The organism is Streptomyces sp. NPDC026538, from assembly GCF_055567535.1.
The window spans coordinates 1-17,020 of sequence record NZ_JBVHQG010000030.1; the positions used below are offsets into that span (position 1 = coordinate 1).

Annotated in this window: 10 protein-coding genes and 7 pseudogenes; 10 read left to right on the forward strand and 7 right to left on the reverse strand. The window is 67.1% G+C overall.

Annotation, left to right across the window (positions count from 1 at the left end):
* Positions 1 to 739: 739 nt before the first annotated feature.
* The 7 genes and pseudogenes from ACZ4N4_RS46140 to ACZ4N4_RS46170 all read left to right on the forward strand — a co-directional run bounded on the left by ACZ4N4_RS46140 (position 740) and on the right by ACZ4N4_RS46170 (position 8,756).
* Positions 740 to 1,153, forward strand: coding sequence for an ATP-binding protein (locus ACZ4N4_RS46140; protein WP_467600888.1), 414 nt, complete (start codon positions 740 to 742; stop codon positions 1,151 to 1,153).
* 95 nt (positions 1,154 to 1,248) lie between these two features.
* Positions 1,249 to 1,914: pseudogene (locus ACZ4N4_RS46145) on the forward strand (PAS domain-containing protein); the annotation flags it as partial.
* Between the two features lie 40 nt (positions 1,915 to 1,954).
* A pseudogene (locus tag ACZ4N4_RS46150) lies at positions 1,955 to 3,679 on the forward strand (PP2C family protein-serine/threonine phosphatase); the annotation flags it as partial.
* 403 nt (positions 3,680 to 4,082) lie between these two features.
* Complete coding sequence (locus ACZ4N4_RS46155; protein WP_467600891.1) at positions 4,083 to 5,030, forward strand: LysR family transcriptional regulator; 948 nt, start codon at positions 4,083 to 4,085, stop codon at positions 5,028 to 5,030.
* A 146-nt stretch (positions 5,031 to 5,176) separates the two neighbouring features.
* Positions 5,177 to 5,751 (forward strand): annotated as a pseudogene (locus ACZ4N4_RS46160) (transposase); the annotation flags it as partial.
* An 844-nt stretch (positions 5,752 to 6,595) separates the two neighbouring features.
* Positions 6,596 to 7,039, forward strand: coding sequence for a VOC family protein (locus ACZ4N4_RS46165; protein WP_382729486.1), 444 nt, complete (start codon positions 6,596 to 6,598; stop codon positions 7,037 to 7,039).
* A gap of 286 nt (positions 7,040 to 7,325) precedes the next feature.
* Positions 7,326 to 8,756 carry a dihydrolipoyl dehydrogenase family protein gene (locus ACZ4N4_RS46170; RefSeq protein ID WP_467600894.1) on the forward strand — a complete coding sequence of 477 codons (1,431 nt, stop codon included), beginning with the start codon at positions 7,326 to 7,328 and terminating at the stop codon, positions 8,754 to 8,756.
* Between the two features lie 1,280 nt (positions 8,757 to 10,036).
* Here the strand turns inward: ACZ4N4_RS46170 and ACZ4N4_RS46175 are convergent.
* The 6 genes and pseudogenes from ACZ4N4_RS46175 to ACZ4N4_RS46200 form a co-directional block, all read right to left on the reverse strand.
* Positions 10,037 to 10,291: a DDE-type integrase/transposase/recombinase gene (locus tag ACZ4N4_RS46175; RefSeq protein WP_467600898.1), complete on the reverse strand. Its 255-nt coding sequence runs from the start codon at positions 10,289 to 10,291 to the stop codon at positions 10,037 to 10,039.
* 456 nt (positions 10,292 to 10,747) lie between these two features.
* A pseudogene (locus ACZ4N4_RS46180) lies at positions 10,748 to 11,516 on the reverse strand (transposase family protein).
* Between the two features lie 374 nt (positions 11,517 to 11,890).
* The gene (locus ACZ4N4_RS46185) at positions 11,891 to 13,096 is read right to left on the reverse strand and encodes a flavin-containing monooxygenase (RefSeq protein ID WP_467600901.1); all 1,206 of its coding nucleotides are present in this window, start codon (positions 13,094 to 13,096) and stop codon (positions 11,891 to 11,893) included.
* On the reverse strand, positions 13,086 to 13,814 hold the full coding sequence (locus ACZ4N4_RS46190) for a CE1759 family FMN reductase (protein ID WP_467600904.1): 729 nt from the start codon (positions 13,812 to 13,814) through the stop codon (positions 13,086 to 13,088). The genes ACZ4N4_RS46185 and ACZ4N4_RS46190 overlap by 11 nt, the downstream gene beginning before the upstream one ends.
* Positions 13,811 to 14,293 (reverse strand): MarR family winged helix-turn-helix transcriptional regulator, encoded by a 483-nt coding sequence (locus ACZ4N4_RS46195; protein ID WP_467600907.1) that lies wholly within the window; start codon positions 14,291 to 14,293, stop codon positions 13,811 to 13,813. The genes ACZ4N4_RS46190 and ACZ4N4_RS46195 overlap by 4 nt, the downstream gene beginning before the upstream one ends.
* Positions 14,293 to 15,480 (reverse strand): CE1758 family FMN-dependent luciferase-like monooxygenase, encoded by a 1,188-nt coding sequence (locus ACZ4N4_RS46200; RefSeq protein WP_467600910.1) that lies wholly within the window; start codon positions 15,478 to 15,480, stop codon positions 14,293 to 14,295. Before ACZ4N4_RS46200 ends, ACZ4N4_RS46195 begins: the two co-directional genes overlap by 1 nt.
* Before the next feature lie 444 nt (positions 15,481 to 15,924).
* On the opposite strand from ACZ4N4_RS46200, the pseudogene ACZ4N4_RS46205 reads away from it, so the two are divergent.
* The 3 genes and pseudogenes from ACZ4N4_RS46205 to ACZ4N4_RS46215 form a co-directional block, all read left to right on the forward strand.
* Positions 15,925 to 16,017 (forward strand): annotated as a pseudogene (locus ACZ4N4_RS46205) (IS5/IS1182 family transposase); the annotation flags it as partial.
* 113 nt (positions 16,018 to 16,130) lie between these two features.
* Positions 16,131 to 16,496 (forward strand): HNH endonuclease, encoded by a 366-nt coding sequence (locus ACZ4N4_RS46210; RefSeq protein WP_467600913.1) that lies wholly within the window; start codon positions 16,131 to 16,133, stop codon positions 16,494 to 16,496.
* A 107-nt stretch (positions 16,497 to 16,603) separates the two neighbouring features.
* Positions 16,604 to 16,720 (forward strand): annotated as a pseudogene (locus ACZ4N4_RS46215) (IS5/IS1182 family transposase); the annotation flags it as partial.
* 111 nt (positions 16,721 to 16,831) lie between these two features.
* On the opposite strand, the pseudogene ACZ4N4_RS46220 reads toward ACZ4N4_RS46215, so the two are convergent.
* Positions 16,832 to 17,020: pseudogene (locus tag ACZ4N4_RS46220) on the reverse strand (hypothetical protein); the annotation flags it as partial.

A 17,020-nucleotide genomic window follows, 5' to 3' on the forward strand; every position in this document is an offset into this window, starting at 1 on the left:
GTCCGGCCACGCCCAGGCCGTCGACCCCGACGCGGATGGCCGGAAAAGCCGAGGCCCAGAGGACGACGACCCCTGCCAGGGCGAGGAAGCTGCGGGTTCCGGTGCTTCTCATGGCAATAACGATGGCCCGCAAGGCGATAAAGGTCCAGTTACTTATTCTTGGATATAAATGAAGCGTTGTTTATGAATGGGGGGAGTGGGTTGCCCTGGTAGTTGATTCCTGCTGATCGAGCGCTTGCCAGCGCGGCGATCCGACGGGTGCCGGAAGTGCCGGCCGTCGACAGTAACGACAGGCCCCGTCGGCCGATGCGTCGAGGCCAGGGAATCTGTAACCACGCAGGCCCCTCTCGAGGAGGGTCGTTGCGGGCCGGTGCCACGCGTGGGAGCGGGAGGCGGCGTCGCAGAATTTCGGACAACAATTAAGACCTCTTATTCGATGAGGCTAGAACAACTAACTGGACCTTTTGGTTTGCTGCGCGCACCGTGGGAGGTGGATGAAACACGATGTGCGTTTCCGAGCCGATGGCGAACCGACAGGTTCCGTAGGCCGCCCAACGATTCGACGGCACAGCCCGGAGACTCCGTCCGACAAGGAGTTGACCATGTGCAGGCACTGGCCCCGGCATCCTGAAACGAAGCTGCCGAACTGCGGCGCTGCCCACCGTTTCATGCTCTGCCCGCAACGCGACGTCGTTGGTGTCACTGAGCGCGTTCCCGGATCGCATCACTGGGAGTTCCGATGATCGTGGCAGAGGCGGATCGTCGGACGCTGTTGGCAGAGGTCCTCGCCACCGATGAGCAAGAGGTCCCGCGTGCCCGGCACATGGTGGCCGAGTCCCTTGCCTTGTGGCATCTGCCGTGCCTGGTCGAGGCGGCTGAGCTGTGCGTGTCCGAGATGGTCGCCAACTCGGTGGTGCACGCCGCTCATGGCCGCATCAGCTTCACGCTGGAGTACGGCGACGACGGGCTCCGCATCAACGTGAGCGACGGCTCGCCTGTCCTTCCTGCCACCCGGCAGCCGTCGGCTGCCGCGGAGCACGGACGAGGCATGCTCCTGATCGACCACTTCGCCAAGGAGTGGGGAACGAGCGTGAACCGAGACGGCACGAAGTCCACCTGGGTGCTCCTTGCGGTGGAGGAAGCCTGCCAGTGAGCAGCGCCGCATAACGCCGCGTGCGAAGAAGCGGCATACGACCGACGCCAAGTACCCCGCGAACCTCACCGAGGGGACACCGGAAGAAATGACTGATGAGCACGCACACGGCAATCGACGCGGCGCAGGTCGCCTCCCAGGCGGCCGGGCCAGCGATAGCCCTGCTCGACGGGCGGGGGACGGTGGTGGGTTGGACGCAGACCGCCCAGCGGCTCGTGGGCTACTGCGCCGCCGACGTCGTGGGCCGCTCTGCCGCCGTCCTGCTGGCGGCTGCTGAGACCCGGATCAGCCTGACGGTGTTCCCGAGAGCCGACAGCGCGTCGGTTCCCTGGTCAGGCTCCGCCAAGATCCGGCACCGGGACGGCCGCACGATCGAGGTGCACCTGTGGGTGCAGTCGCTGTCCGGACACAACGGCCGAACCCGGTGGGTCGTTTCGGCGACCGAGGCCGTCGAGCATGCCTCACCCCAGCCTGATGCGTCACCGCACCTGCCGGTCGGCCTCGTGATTCGTGACACCGAACTGCGCTGTATCTGGGTGAACAACGTCCAGGGAATCAGGGACGGTATCGCAGCCGAGCAGAGGCTGGGGCGCAGGCTGACGGAGGCGGTGCCCGGCACGGAGGCCACGACGCTCGAGGCACTCATGCGACAGGTGCTGCTGAGCGGCGTCCCGACGGTCAACGTGGAATTCCGATCCTTCATGCCGACCGACGCCCGCGAGGACCGCACCTTCGCGGCCTCCTTCTTCCGGCTCGACGACGCAGCCGGCCGTGGACTGGGCGTCTGCGTGGTGAGCGTAGATGTCACCGAGAACCGGCGAGCCAGAGAGCGTCTGGCGATCCTGGGAGAGGCGAGCCGACGGATCGGGACGACCCTGGACGTCATGCGGACTGGGCAGGAATTGACCGACCTCGCGGTTCCGCTCCTCGCAGACCACGTCACCGTCGACCTGACAGAGGCGGTTTTCCGCGGAGAGGAACCCTTGGCCCGCGCCGCCCCGCAGAGCAGAGACATCCCCGGCTTCCGCCGCGCAGGTCTGGCCTCGACCGGCCAGGCGATACCCGCACCCCTATACGCGCGGGGAGAGACAGTCGTCGTCCCGCCGACCTCGCCTTTCGTCAGCGTCCTGCGCTCCGGCGGGTCCCGGGTCGAGCCGATGCTGCACTGCTCTCCCGACAGCTGGCTGTCACACGACGAGTCGGCACAGACGCGGGAGAGCAGCGGACACTCGATGCACTCCGCCATGATCGTCCCGATCCACGTCCGGGGCGCTGTGCTGGGGATGGCAGTGTTCACACGCATCGAAGACCGTGCGCCGTTCGATCGGGACGATCTGCTCCTGGCCGAGGAACTGGTCAGCTGGGCGGCGCTCTCTATGGAAAACGCCCGCCAGTACGCCCGCGAGCGCTTCGCGGCACCGGCCCTGCAGCGCCACCTGCTCCCACACCACCCAACCGGCGGATCCGCCGCCGACGTCGCCTGGCGGTACCTGCCGGCTGACAGCCAGCACGGCGTCGGAGGCGACTGGTTCGACGTGATTCAACTGTCGGGAGCACGGGTCGCCCTGGTCGTCGGCGACGTGGTGGGGCACGGCATCACCGCGGCCGCCACCATGGGCCAGCTCCGCACCGCCGTACGCACACTCGCCAATCTGGACCTGCCGTGCGAGGAAGTGCTCAGCCGCCTCGACGAGCAGGTCATCAGTCTTGCCCAGACGGATGCCGAGCACAGGGACCCGGCGGCCGGCACGATGGCCGCCACATGTCTGTACGCCGTCTACGACCCGGTCACCCGGCAGTGCACGATCGCGCGGGCCGGCCACCCGCCGCCCGCGATCATCGATCGGCGGCGTCAGTTTTCCCGAACTGCGCGCCGCAGTCCCGCTCGGCGTGGGGCTGGTGCCCTTCGAGTCCGTGACCCTGCCACTGCAGGAGGGAAGCGTGCTCGCCCTCTACACCGACGGTCTGATCGAGAACCGTGGCCACGACCTCGACGAGGGCATGAATCGTCTGGGCGGTGCCCTGACACAACCCGGCCTCCCGTTGGAGGACCTCTGCTCGGCCGCGATGGACACGATGCCCCTCCAGGCACCCGGCGACGACGCCACCCTGCTTCTCGCACGCGCCCGTTCGCTCGGCCCCGGCCAGGTCGCCACATGGCAGCTTGCGCGAAACCTGTCCGACGTTCGTGGCGCCCGGGCCCTAGCCACCCGCCAGCTGCATCACTGGGGGCTGGAGCAACTGCACGAGCAGACGGAACTGATCATCAGCGAACTCATCACCGACGCCCTCCGTCATGGCAAGGGGCCGATCCAGCTACGCCTGATCCGGCACCAGGTCCTGACCTGCGAGGTCCACGACACCATCGGTAGCTTCTCGCAGGTACGCCATCCCCACAGCACCGACCCAGACGGCCGCGGGCTGCTCCTCATCGACGAGCTGAGCCGCCGGTGGGGCACTCGCCGCACAACGGCCGGCAAGATCATCTGGGCCGAACAGCAACTACCGCCCGGGAGGGTGAGCCACTGACCGATGTTCGCGAACACATGGCGCTCCGGACGCGGTACGGGAAAGCAACACCCGAGGGCCAGGCCGGCGTCCGCGTCTCCCAGGGCCCTGGCTGCCTGGCCGGGTGCGGCCACCGAGGCGACAGTCGCCATGATGGGGTGCGGTGACAGTGTGGTTACTGACAGAACGAAGCCGGCAGAGCCAGTGCTCCCGGGCGAAGGGCCGATGAAATGAAGCCGCTGGACGCATCGACGAGAAGATTCGCCGAACAGATCGGCAGGAATCCCTTTGAATAATTTCCGGACGTGACAGTTCTCCTGTAATTCGAAATGTAAACATCGGAATGCGGGCAGCCATTGTGGAGGGTGCCCGAAGAATGGCTATGCTTGAACTATTCACAGGGAATGCGTAAGGAACGTTCATGCTTGACGTGCGACGACTTCGAGTCCTGCAGTACCTGGCCACCCACGGCACGGTCGCGGCCGCAGCGGAAGCGCTGTATCTGACCGCTCCCGCCATTTCTCAGCAACTGGCTGCGCTGGAACGGGAAGTAGGGCTGCCCGTCGTGGAGAAGCGGGGGCGCACTCTGCATCTGACCCCTGTCGGTGAGCTGCTGGTGTCCCATGCCGAAATCGTGCTGAGCGACCTGGCAGCCGCAGAATCGGATCTGGAGGCCATGCGCGGGCGCGGTCACGGCATCGTGCGCGTCGCCGCCTTCGCGTCCGCGGCCCGCGCCTTGATCGCTCCGGTGTGGAAACAGATCCTGGATGCACAGGCGGAAACCGAAGGCTCGTTGACGCTGGAACTCTTCGAGCAGGAGCCCGAGAGGGCCCTTGAGGCCTTGCGTCGACGGGACGTCGATCTGGCCGTCGTCCACGGATACACGGTCTTGCCACGGGACTTCCCCAGCGGATGTGAGCAGACCAAGCTCCTTGAGGAACCCGTCCTGCTTGCGCTGCATCCCGAACACGCCGCACGCATGGGGCTGAAGCCGGGTGAAAGCGTGGACCTGGCGCGCCTGTCCGACAGTGTCTGGCTCACGCCCGGACCGGAGACGTCCTGCTACGAGATGATCCAGCGTGCCTGCGGCGCGGCCGGTTTCGTGCCGACCATCCGCTCCCGCAGCAGCGACTTCTCAGTGCTGGCGGCGCTGGTTGCCGCAGGCGCCGGAGCAGCCCTGCTTCCCCGGATGACATTGCCGGACACGCTGCCCGGGCCGATCAGCCTGCACCGTCTCCTTCACCCGGTAACTCGCACCGTCTACTCGGTCAGCCAGAGCGGCACGTCCCGGCGACCCGACATCCGCTGCTTCCAGGAGCTTCTTCATCAGGCTGCTGAGACGGCCGTACTGCAGAAGCAGCAGATCTGAGAGCGCATCACGCCTGCCCGGTAGGTGCCGTGCTCTTGTCGGACGACGAGCCGATGAACCGTCTGGTCACCGCTCGAACAGGACAGCCGCCCCCCTTCTGTGTACTCCCTCACCGCCGAGGACGGCGCGAGCTGTCCCGCGACGCCCTGCTCCTGCTCGACCCGAAAGAGATCGCACGGCCTGCCGACGCGGAGCCGTATCAACCTGCTTATGGCGGGCTGGGTCCCCCGACCCTGCCCCGGTACCCCGAGGCACCGCGGCCGCTGCCAGACCTCGTTGAAGAGAGCGCCGTGTTCCAGAAGGTCACTGGCGGCAGGGCAGCAAGGGCACGATAACCTCGTACTTCGCCGTGCTTCAGGTGCGGCCCTCGGGCAAGGAAGCTTGCCGAACCGCCCAGGAACAGGCCGGAGGACGCAACCGGTGGGACGGAGTTCTGCCGCTGCGGACTCTGCTGGTCGAACAGCCCGAGACGGCGGCCGAGCCGACCGGCTAGTGGATGAGCAACCTGCCTGCCACCACCCCGGTCGCCGACCTGGTGCGGTGGGCGAAGATGCGCTGGCGGATCGAGCACGACTACCGCGAACTCAAGCACGGCCTGGGCCTGGATCACTTCGAGGGCCGTACCTGGCGCGGCTGGCACCACCACGTCACCTTCGTCACTGCCGCCCAGGCCTTCCTCACCCTGCGGCGGCTCGACCCAAAAGCGCAGATGCCGGCCTGACCCTCTGCCAGGTCCTCGACGAGCTCCAGGACCTGTTGAGGTGCTGGACCGGCACCTGCACCACCTGCGGCCGGCCCCTGCCGACCAGCAGAAACAGCCGTCCTCGCTGGAGGCAACGTCCGGGCCGAGGGTCGCGTCGGGGGACTCGAAGCACGTGGCGGACCCGCGCCGGCAGTGCCTGCATAGCCGGTGCCCTGCCCGGTCCAGTAGGGCGAATGGGCCGGGCCGAGCGATGAGGACGGCAAGGCATGTACGCACATGGTTGCTGATCCCGAGGGCCAAGGCCAAGTCGGGTACGCGACGTGAACGTGGCATACGCAGACCGTCTGCTCCTCCGGAACGACAAACTGACTGGGTATCAGGTCAAGATGTCGACCGAACCGTGCTCGGCCGAGCAGGACTTGGGTGAAGGTTCCGGCCGATGGGTGGCGTCGTTGCCGCTGCTGCTCGGCGGCATGGTCTGGAGATCGTGTCCGGTCTGCTTTCGTTCTCGGCCGGGCGACTCCGCCCGCCGTCTCGCCGGGAACCCGGTTCGCCCGCAGCGGCGGGGCGCCTGATTTGGGGACGGAGTTTCACTTGTGCGAGTCCGCACAGTCATCGATTTTTCGTGATCGCGGTGTCACGGAGAGCGACTGCGGCGGTCGTCGGGGGCTGCTGGCGCGCCGTTGGCCCATGTGAGCAACCCCGAGTTCCTGCAGGGGATTTTGCGGAGGTGTGAGCAGGGGCGATTCAGTGATTCTTCAAGGTAGGCAAAATATAACTAACTGGACCTTTTGTTTCGATTCCCTGCATTGTTGGAGGCAAGAACCGAGGCTGCTAATGAAACGGAACAGGAGCAACGATCATGGAAATGAAACTAGAGGTCGTCGTGATACCCGTCGCTGACGTTGACAAGGCCAAGAGCTTCTACGAGGGACTGGGGTGGCGACCGGACGGTGACTTCGTCGTCGACGAGGGCTTCCGTGTAGTGCAGTTCACCCCTCCCGGTTCTCTTTGCTCGGTCATCTTCGGCACCGGTGTCAGCTCAGCCGAGCCGGGGTCCGCCCAGGGTCTGTACCTCGTGGTCAGCGACATCGACGAGGCCCGAGCCGAACTCCTTGACCGGGGCGCCGACGTGAGTGAGGTGTTCCATGACGTGAGCGGCGTGTTCGACCGTCCCGGGACGGAGGGGCGAGTGTCTGGACCGGACCCCGAACGTCGTAGCTACCTTTCTTTCGCCTCCTTCAGCGACCCGGACGGCAACGGCTGGGTGCTGCAGGAGATCACGAAGCGGTTCCCGGGCCGCTGACAGAGGACGAGGGCGTGCACAGGTCCACGCGACGGCGTGTACCACGAGTACTGAGGCAGCGTGGCACCGCAGGACGGTCAAGGGGCGTGTGGTCCCCGCAAGTTCGTGCGGTGGCCGCGTGTCGCTGCCCAGATCCGCAAGCCGACGGCCGATCTTGACCAGGTCGTGCTCCGCAGGGCCGCTCTTGCCCTTGCAGCCGCCGACGGAACATCACAAGGTCCGACGGCGAGGCGTGGTCCGGCCCGCGTCCGTCTGGTCCACACCCAACAGAAGGAAAGCAGTAGTCATGCAGAACGTATCCCTTGTCTATGACGTGGTCGTCATCGGCGCGGGGCCGGTCGGTGAGAATGTGGCCGACCGTGCCCACACCACCGGTCTGAGTACGGTGATCGTGGAGGGTGAGCTGGTCGGTGGCGAGTGCTCATACTGGGCCTGTGAGCCCAGCAAGGCGCTGCTGCGGCCGGTAGTGGCGCGCGCGGATGCGCGACGTGTCCCTGGACTGCGCCAGGCGGTGCAAGGACCCCTAGATGTCGCCGCCGTCCTGGCGCACCGTGATGCCATGTCCGGCCACTGGCAGGACGAGGACCAGGTCGAATGGCTGAAGCAGGAGGACGTCGACCTCATACGCGGTCACGGACGCCTCGACGGACCGAAGCAGGTCACGGTGCAGACCCACGATGGCGAGAGGATCCGACTGTCCGCCCGCCACGCCGTCGCCCTCTGCACCGGCACCAGCGCGGTATTGCCGGACCTGCAAGGGCTGGCGGAGGTGCGCCCCTGGACCAGCCGGGAAGCGACCAGCGCCCACGAGGTGCCGGGGCGGCTGGCCGTGGTCGGCGGGGGTGTGGTGGCTATCGAGATGGCCACTGCCTGGCAGGCGCTCGGCTCCCGGGTGACCCTTCTCGTCCGCGAGGACGGACTGCTGCACCGGATGGAGCCCTTCGCAGGGGAGATGGTCGCGCAGAGCCTGCGCGAGGCCGGCGTCGACGTGCGCTTCGAAACGAAGGTCACGTCGGTGGCACGGGCCGGCAGCGAGCTGCGGATCGACCTTGCGGACGGTGGAGAGCTGACTTCCGACGAGATCCTGTTCGCCATCGGACGGGCTCCTCGCACGTCGGACGTCGGCCTGGAGACCGTCGGCCTCACCCCGGGTGACTGGCTGACCGTGGACGACACCTGTCAGGTGACCGCCGTGGACGGCGGCTGGCTCTACGCCGTGGGCGACGTCAACCACCGTGCCCTCCTCACCCACCAGGGCAAGTACCAGGCCCGGATCGCCAGCGCGGTCATCGGAGCCCGCGCCAAGGGCGAACCAGTGGACGACAGCTGGTGGGGCGCACACGTTGCCACGGCCGACAGCGTCGCAGTCCCCCAGGTCGTCTTCACGGACCCGGAAGTGGCCTCCGTCGGCCTGACCACGCGAGAGGCCGAGCGGACAGGGCGACGGGTGGACGTGGTGGACTACGACATCGGACAGGTCCCGGGTGCAGTCCAGTTTGCCGAGGACTACCGCGGCAAGGCCCGCGTGCTCATCGACACCGACCGTGGCACCGTGGCCGGGGCCACCTTTGTAGGCCCGGGCGTGGGAGAACTTCTGCACTCGGCCACCATCGCGGTCGTCGGCGAGGTGCCGATCGACAGGCTCTGGCACGCCGTGCCCGCCTTCCCGACAATCAGCGAGGTCTGGTTGCGACTGCTGGAGACCTATCGCACATAGCGAGGCCGGCGACGGGCGCGGCCACTCCCACCTCGTGCCCTGGGCGCGACCCAGCCTGGCGGAGACCGTCATGATCGCCGCAGCACTGCGCGCGGGCGGCGGCTATGCGCACGGCTTCAGGGCCATGAAGTCTTCGACCAGGCCAAGACCAGCGCCCACTGACGTGACCCGACGATCACCCAGGCACCTCGCCTGGACACGCCTGGCGGGCGAATCTTCGGCTCTCTTCCCCTCAGTCTCCCCGAAACGCTTCGAAAGCACAGAAAGGCACATCACCATGGACTGTTTCGACTGCAGTGTTCCCCGTCAAGCAGGGACCGTCACCCCGAGGCCGCCCCATGCCCTGGCCGTATGCGCCCGGTGCGGGGCCGGGATCTGCGGCAAGCACCTGCATGTCACTGCCGACCCGCTGCCCGGCCCACCCGACTCCTCCGTCCCGCTGCCCGAAGCCAGGCGGCTCACCTGCGGCGTTTGCTACGAAGCAGAGGGTGCGGCCCCCGGTGCCTGGCTGAGCATCGGCGCACTGACCTGAACCGTTGCCCATGCGGGACCCACGAGCGCGGCGTCCCCAGCGGGGGCTTCGAGGTTCTCGAAACCCCCGCGGCAGCCGGCACCCCAGGTGGCGCGCTGGTTGCCGCAAGCGGGTGTGAGATCTCAAAGGCCGTGGCAGCGCGGCTCATCCACAAGGTGACCCATCCCGCAACGCTCCCGGCCAGGGCGCCAGCGGCGCCGCGGACGATGGCCGTGGCCCGCCGTTCGGGCGAGGGAATGCAGGCGACGGCGGCGGCTGCCGTCCAGGAACTGCCGTAGCTGGGCCCGGAACTGGGACCAGAGGTGGCGCAACTTGTCGCTGCGTTGGTGGCCACCCTCATGCCGGCTCTGGAGCGCACGTTTCACCGCAAAGCCCAGGACTCCGCCCGATCCCGCCTGCACGAATGGGCCACCAGCGTGCTCATCGACGGCTTCGCCCCGGCCAATCACCGCATGAGGGCACCCGCCTCCTCGCACCGTCCGCCGGCCTCGTTCCCCGCAGTGCGGTCGCCACTTGCCCGACCAACTTCGCCGCCATGAGCCAGACCGGCTTCAAGGCCGTCATCATCTGCGGCGAACAGCTCATGCGCACCGCAGCATGCCACTACCGACGCGCGGCGAACTCAGCTTGTTCTGCCTTGACGGACACCGTCGGTGTGGTCAGGCGGCGAGGCGGCTTCGTAGTCGGCGGGACTGCGGTAGCCGGGCTGCTGTGGAGTCGATGCAGGTTGTACCAGCTCTCGATCCATTCAAAGATCGCGGTGCGGCGGACCTGCCCGGCCAGGCAGCTCGTTCTTCAGGGTGGCGAAGAAGGACTCGGCCAGTGCGTTGTCCCAGCACTGGCCGGTGCGGCCGACGGCCAGCCGGATACACAACTGACTTGTCAGTTGGGCTAATTCGTGGCTGGTGTACTGGCAGCCGCGGTCGGAGTGGAAGATCACGGAAGCTGCGGGTCGGCGCCGTTGGAAGGCGACTCGCAGTGCGTCAGCGACCAGAGCACGCATTCGCTGGTCCAGCTCGGCCCGAGGCCAGGACAACGGCAGTCGCACTCCGCATCCTGCGGATACAGGGCTGCCGTCCCGCTGCCTCCAGAAAGATCAGGTACCGCCGCAGCGGCCGGTCGGTTGCGCCCGAGTAGAGCTAGTAGTCGCCCGAGAGCCGCTCTATCTGGTCTGTCGCGACGCTGGCTCGGGCAGAAAGGCGATGCGGTCTGGAGGCAAGCTCCATGCGATACGGGGAGACTGTCCGCGCGCAGTGCGCCGGGCCGTCTACGCGGCATCGTTCTATCCGTACGTGGTCATGAGCATCATCATGCCAGCAGCACCCACGGTTCGATGACTGACAGTCAGGACGCCGCATCCGGCACACTACCGCTTGAGGCGGAGCCGCGGGACAGCCCTTAAAGGGTGTTGCAGAAGGCCGTGTTTTTGCAGGCCAGAGGGCGGTCATGGCTGTTCTGATCACGTGGCCAGGGCGAGGTTGTGCATGTGGGCGACAGCTTGGACTGCGTGGTGGAGGCCGTCGCCGTGCTGTCGGCAATCGCGGAGGATCTTGTAGCTCTTCAGCCGGCCGGTCGCATGCTCGACCCGCGCACGGACCCGGCGATGCTACGCGTTGTCGGCTTCCTCGCCGGCCAGGAGGGCCCGGCCGGGTCGTTTGCGTTGCGGGACGACCAGGCCGGTGTTGATGTAGGCGCCGTCGCCGAGCACGGTGACGCCCTGGCACTGCTGCGGCAGACCGGAGTCGCGCCATACATGGGCGTCGGCCCTGTTGCCCGGAGCCGGGCGGGCGGTGGCTACGACCAGGCGAGTGTCCGCATCGATGATGACCTGCACGTTCGCGGAGAAGCGGTAGTTGCGGCTCGAGGCGCCGACCTTGCGGTCACGGACCGGGACCAGCGTGCCGTCCACGATCCGCAGCCGGTCCGCGGCATCGACGGGCCGTGCGGCCGGCTCGAGTGCCAGGAGGGGCCGCAGCTGCTGGATGACCCTGCACACCGTGGCAGGCGAGACCCCGAAGAGCGGCGCGAGCTGCCGCATGGTGAGGTTCGTGCGGTAGTAGACAGCCACCAGCAGCACCCGGTAGGCAAGCGGCAGACACCACGGCCTCCCCATGCGGCCCGCCGCCACCCCGCTCCCGCACCACCTTCAACAACTGCTCGAACTGCTTCATCCGCAGCCCCGTGAACGTCTCCACCCACAACGGATCAGCCGTCAACACCCCACGCATACAAGGGAAATGCCCTGATCGCGGCCTTCTGCAACACCCTTTAGTGTGCAGTAACAAGCCGAAGCCGAGGACGTAAGCCCAGGTCTACCCGTGGATTGGATACCGTCCGTCTTCCTACGGACACCGGGCGTTTGCTGTGCTATTGCCTGATTCGACTCTTCTCGATCTCCGTGGAGCCCGCAGCGCCCTAACTGCCACTACTCTAAAACCCCGCTTTAGGGAAATCCAGTCAATATTAATAACTGCTTAGTTAAGGCAGTCTTAGTGTTTGTCTTGATTTCTCGCATCGGCTTCCTTGAAGGCTCCCCTGCCTTCATGGATGGAGCCTTCAAGGGTTCTTGAGATTCGGTAGTGCGACGGGGACCTCTGGAACTTCATGAGTGGGCCTCGGGTCCTTCGCCGGGCGTGCCCGTGGGGCCGGCAAGGGACAGTGCGGTGGTCTTCCACTGCTGCAGCAGGCTGTTGACCGCTTGGCGGCCGGCGCGGTTGGAGCCGATGGTGGACTGGGACGGTCCGAATCCGACCAGGTGCACGCGTGGTTCGCCGGCCACCTGGGTGCCGCGCATGGTGATCCCGCCGAGCTCGTTGCGCAGCATGAGGGGCTCCAGATGTGCCAGGGCAGCCTTGAACCCCGTGGCCCACAGAATGGTGTCGAGGGCCGTGAACGAACCGTCTGCCTCGCGGACGCCGCCGGGTTCGACGGCGGTGAACATGGGTCGACGCTTCAGGTCCCCGCGTTGCTTCGCCGCCAGCGCGTACGGGGTCCAGGCCAAGTCGGTGTAGGAGACGACGCTGCCGGTGGGTCTGCCCGCTTCGACATCGGCGGCTACCTTGGCGACGATCTCACGGCCGGCGACCTCGCGCTCGAACCCGACCTCGCGGAAAACGGGTTCGCGACGCGTGTACCAGAACGTGGTGGCCACCCGTGAGATCTCCTCCAGTTGCTGGAGTGCGGAGATGCCGCCGCCGACGACGGCGACCCGCTGGCCGGCGAACCGGTCGGCCGAGACGTAGTCATGCGTGTGCACCTGGATGCCGGTGAAGGTCTCCTGCCCCGGGTAGTGGGGGCGGACGGGGTTGGTCCAGGTGCCGGTGGCGTTGATGACCGCCCGTGTGGTCCACGTCCCCGCGCTCGACTCCACCACCAGCTCTGCGTCGGGCCGGTCGTCCACGGTCCGTACGGAGGTGACGGTGACCGGACGAAGGATCGGCAGGCCGGTCGCCTGCTCGAAGGCGGCGAAATAGCGAGGCACCGCCATGCGGCTGGGCTCGTCGGGGTCGACGGGGGGTTGCGGGAAGTCGGGCAGGTCGAAAATGCCGTTCACGGTTCCCATCCGCAGCGACTCCCAGCGGTGACGCCACGCCCCGCCGGGTGCCGGTTCGGCGTCGAGTACCACGAAGGTCCGGTCATCGTCGGAGCCGTGCGGGCCGGTCAGGGCGCTGGCGAAGCCGCGCCGCTTGAGGTGATAACCGGCCGAGAGCCCCGACTGTCCGCCTCCTATGACCACCGCCGTCGCACGTCGGCCTGATCGCTCGTATCCCGCCCGCCCCCTGTCCAGGGCGGGTGCGTCAACGTGCACCGGCCTGGTCACCTCCTTGAGGGCGTGCGCTTTTGCCGGTGGCGAGTCGCATGAGGTCGGTCGTGAAGTCGACGTCGCCCAGGGATCGCTCTGCCCGCGTGGCGTTGCCGCTGAACTGGTGGTCGTAGCCGCCCCAGTTGCTGTCAGCGATCTGCTGGCCAGCTTCGCTGCGCAGCATAACGGAGAGCTCTTGTGCGGCTCGGGCGATGCGCTTGCCGAGGTCGGTCGACGCCCAGTCCTCGGGCGCCGCGTACAGGGAGGTGGGCACCGGGATGGTGCGCAGAAAAGCGAACAGCGGCCGGAGCTGGTCGTCGACGACCATGGCGTGTCGGGCGCTTTGGCCTGTCGCAGCAAGGACGACCGGTTTGGCGATGAGCAGATCGTTGTCGATCAGGTCGGCAAACGACTTGAACAGGCCGCTGATCCCCGCCTTGTAGACCGGGGTGGCGGCGATGACCGCGTCGGTGCGGGCGAGCAGCTCCATGGCGGACTGCACCTTCGGGTTCATCATGCCGGAGACGATGCCCTGCGCGACGTCCGTGGCGAGCGGACCGAGATCGATCGAGCGCACGGTGGCTGCCATGCCCGACGCCGCGAGGGTGTCGACCGTTTTTTGGGCTATGCGGTCGGCGAGCAGCCGGGTCGAGGAGGGATCGCTGACGCCGGCGTTGACGACGGCGATCGTCAACGAGGCCGCGGCGGGGGTGAGGTCGTTCATGGGGTGTCCCTCGCGGGTGCTTTCGTGGGGTGGTCGGCGGTGGCCGGGGCCGCGGCGAGAAGTGCGCGGCCGAGCTCGCGCAGCGTCTCCAGTTGTTCGCGGGTCAGGGCCCGGGTCATCGCGGCCGTGACATGCCGGGCGTGTGCGCGGCCGATGCGCCGTTGCACGTCACGGCCTTCGGCGGTGAGAACGATGCGGCAGGCGCGGGCGTCGTCGGGATCGGGCCGCCGTTCGACGAGCCCTCGCTTCTCCAGGCGGGCGACGAGCCGGGACACCCCCGCCTGAGTGAGCAGGACGTCGTCGATCAGGTCGGTGATCCGCAAGCCGTCCCCCGCTCCGGCCAGCGCGTAGAGCACGCCGTATTCGCGTGGCGGGAAGCCACCCCAGTCGCCCTCGTACTCGAACTCTCGCGCCAGGGTCGCCTGGGCCCGGAACATCGCCTCCCAGGCCTCGTTCGCCAGGCGGCTGACGCCGGTCATCACAACGCCGCCGGGAAGCTGGCTTCGACGGCCGGGTCGCTGTCCTGGTACGGCGAGGTGCCCGACAGGTTGTCGCCCCGGTTCGGGTTCGGGCGCGGCTGACGCGGCTCGGCGTCGCCGTACTTCGCCCTGACCAGGGAAGCGTGTGTCGGGGCGTCGGGGACACCGGGCTTACGGCGGGCCGCCATCTCCTTGCGCAGCACCGGCACCACCTCGGTGCCCAGCAGTTCGACCTGCTCCAACGCCATGTCGAGGGGTAGGCCGAGGGCGTCGACCGAGAAGAGCTGGCGCTGGTAGTCCCCGAAGCCCTCCTGGAAGGTGAGAACCTTCTCGATCACCTCCTGCGGGCTGCCGACGGTCAGCGGCGTGTGTGCCATGTAGTCATCCAGCTTCGAGCCGCGGAAGACCGGATAGTTCTCGAAATAAGGCCGATAGGTGGTGACCGCGTCCTGGGAGCGCTTGGCGATGAAGGCCTGGCCGCCCAGACCGACGATGGCCTGCTCGGCGGTGCCGTGGCCGTAGTGCTCGAACCGTCGCCGGTAGAGCTCGACGATCGGCTTGAAGTGGAAGTTCGGGGCCAGGACGTGGTTGGCGAAGAACCCGTTGCCGTAGTAAGCCGCCTGCTCGGCGGTCTCAGGGCTGCGGATCGAGCCGTGCCACACGAACGGCGGGACGTCGTCCAGCGGACGCGGGGTGGAGGTGAAGCCCTGCAGGGGGGTGCGGAACTGTCCTTCCCAGTCGACCACGTCCTCGCGCCACAGCCGGTGGAGCAGGTTGTAGTTCTCCAGGGCAAGGGGGACGCCCTGGCGGATGTCCTGGCCGAACCATGGATATACCGGCACGGTGTTCCCGCGGCCGAGCATCAGGTCCAGCCGCCCCTTGGTGACGTGCTGCACCATCGCGTAGTCCTCGGCGATCTTCACCGGGTCATTGGTCGTGATCAGGGTCACCGCGGTGCTCAGGATGATGTTTTCCGTCAGCGCCGCGATGTGGGCGAGCAGCGCCGGCGGCGAGGACATCACGAACGGTGGATTGTGGTGCTCACCCAGCGCGAACACGTCGAGGCCCACCTCGTCGGCCCGCCGCGCGATCTTGATCAGGTTGCTGATCCGCTCCGCCTCGCTCTGGGTGTGTCCCGTGGTCGGGTCGGGCGAGATGTCACCGACCCCGAAGATGCCGAACTGCATGGTGTTCTCCCTGCTGATACATGACTTCGCATGCAAATCAAACAACATGACTGAGCATGTATTCCCCCTGGGGCCGACCAGCAGCGCTGTGATCCCCGCCATGGCCCGTACAGGGGCTCGGGCACCTCGGCACTGCCGAGGGCGTCCGTGTCCCTGCCGGACTGCAGGCACCCAGCGGGACGGCCCGCATCGACAGCGGAGCGGCGACCGCGGACAAGGGGCGCTGACGAGACGGACGAAGGCTCCGCACACCGCCCCGAGGGGGAACGCCGCTCTTAGGCCGACGTGGTCCTCGTCCCGGTGACGTGTCGACGCCCTGTGAGCTCTACGCCAAGACGGACGCCGCTTCGAACCCGCACAACCCGCCGCGAGCACAGCCTGACAAGCCCATGGGAAAGTCTGCCTTCATGCACCGACGGCACCGCGGTCGGTCGGGTCTGATGGTTACGCCAGCGTGGCACCCGGCACCGCATCGCCCGCAGGGGCATCGAGTCTTCCAAGGGGCTGGGACGCCATCGCTGGACCATCGAGCGCACCATGTGCGCCACGAGGCGCTCTGTTTGTATCCCCGGCTGAGCCGGGAGGAACTCGGAAGGAGGTTCCTGGGCCGGATGACTTACCTGGATCCGAAAGGTGAAGGGGACAACAGCATGTCAGAAAACCAGCGACCGGGCTCAGTTGTCAGGGAACAGGAAACCACTGGTGGCACGGTTCGGTGGTATTTCTCTCCAACGGCAACGAACGGCAGAACTCGCCGATCGCGAGCCGGTAAGGGTGGACTATCCGCAAAAGGAACTCATGCAAGACTCCTGGCGGATACCTGCGAGATCTGCGGAAACAAGGGCAACGTGCAAGTGCACCACATCCGCGCTCTCGCCGACCTCGCGCATGCCGGATGGCAGCCTTCCGACTGGGCGCGCGTCATGCTCCACCGGCGTCGCAAAACGGTCGTGGCCTGCGATATCTGCCACGACCGCATCCATTCGGAACAGCCAGCCAGACCACTCACGCCGTAGTCACTGGAGAGCCGGATGGCCGGGAAACCGTCATGTCCGGTTCGGCGGGAGGCCGCGCGGAACAAGACCTGCCACGGCAGACACCTCGCCGCGCGGCCGACCCAACGGCCTGGCTAGCGGGTTGCCGACGTCTGCATCGCCGCTACGAACGCGAAGCCAGGCACTTTCTAGCCTTCGCGAGTATTGCCTACACCCTCATCTGCTACCGCCGGCTGGCCAGATGAGCTGACCGGTGGACTATCGATAGGCCCACAGAGCAAGTCAAGGTAATCCTCGTCTGTCATCTGCGGAGGGTCCCAGCCGTCCGCTGGGGGTATCTCAGCGTCTGGCATCCGTCACTCCTCTTGAATGGTCGTGCGGGAACGTTGGTTGAGCAGCACCACGCCGCTGATGACGACGGCGCCGCCCGCCACTTCGAGCAGATGAGGAATCTCGGACAGCCACACGAACGCGACGACCAGTGCGACCGGCGGCACCAGGTAGAGGGCGCCGGTGGATACGGCGAGCGGCAGCCGGGCCACGGC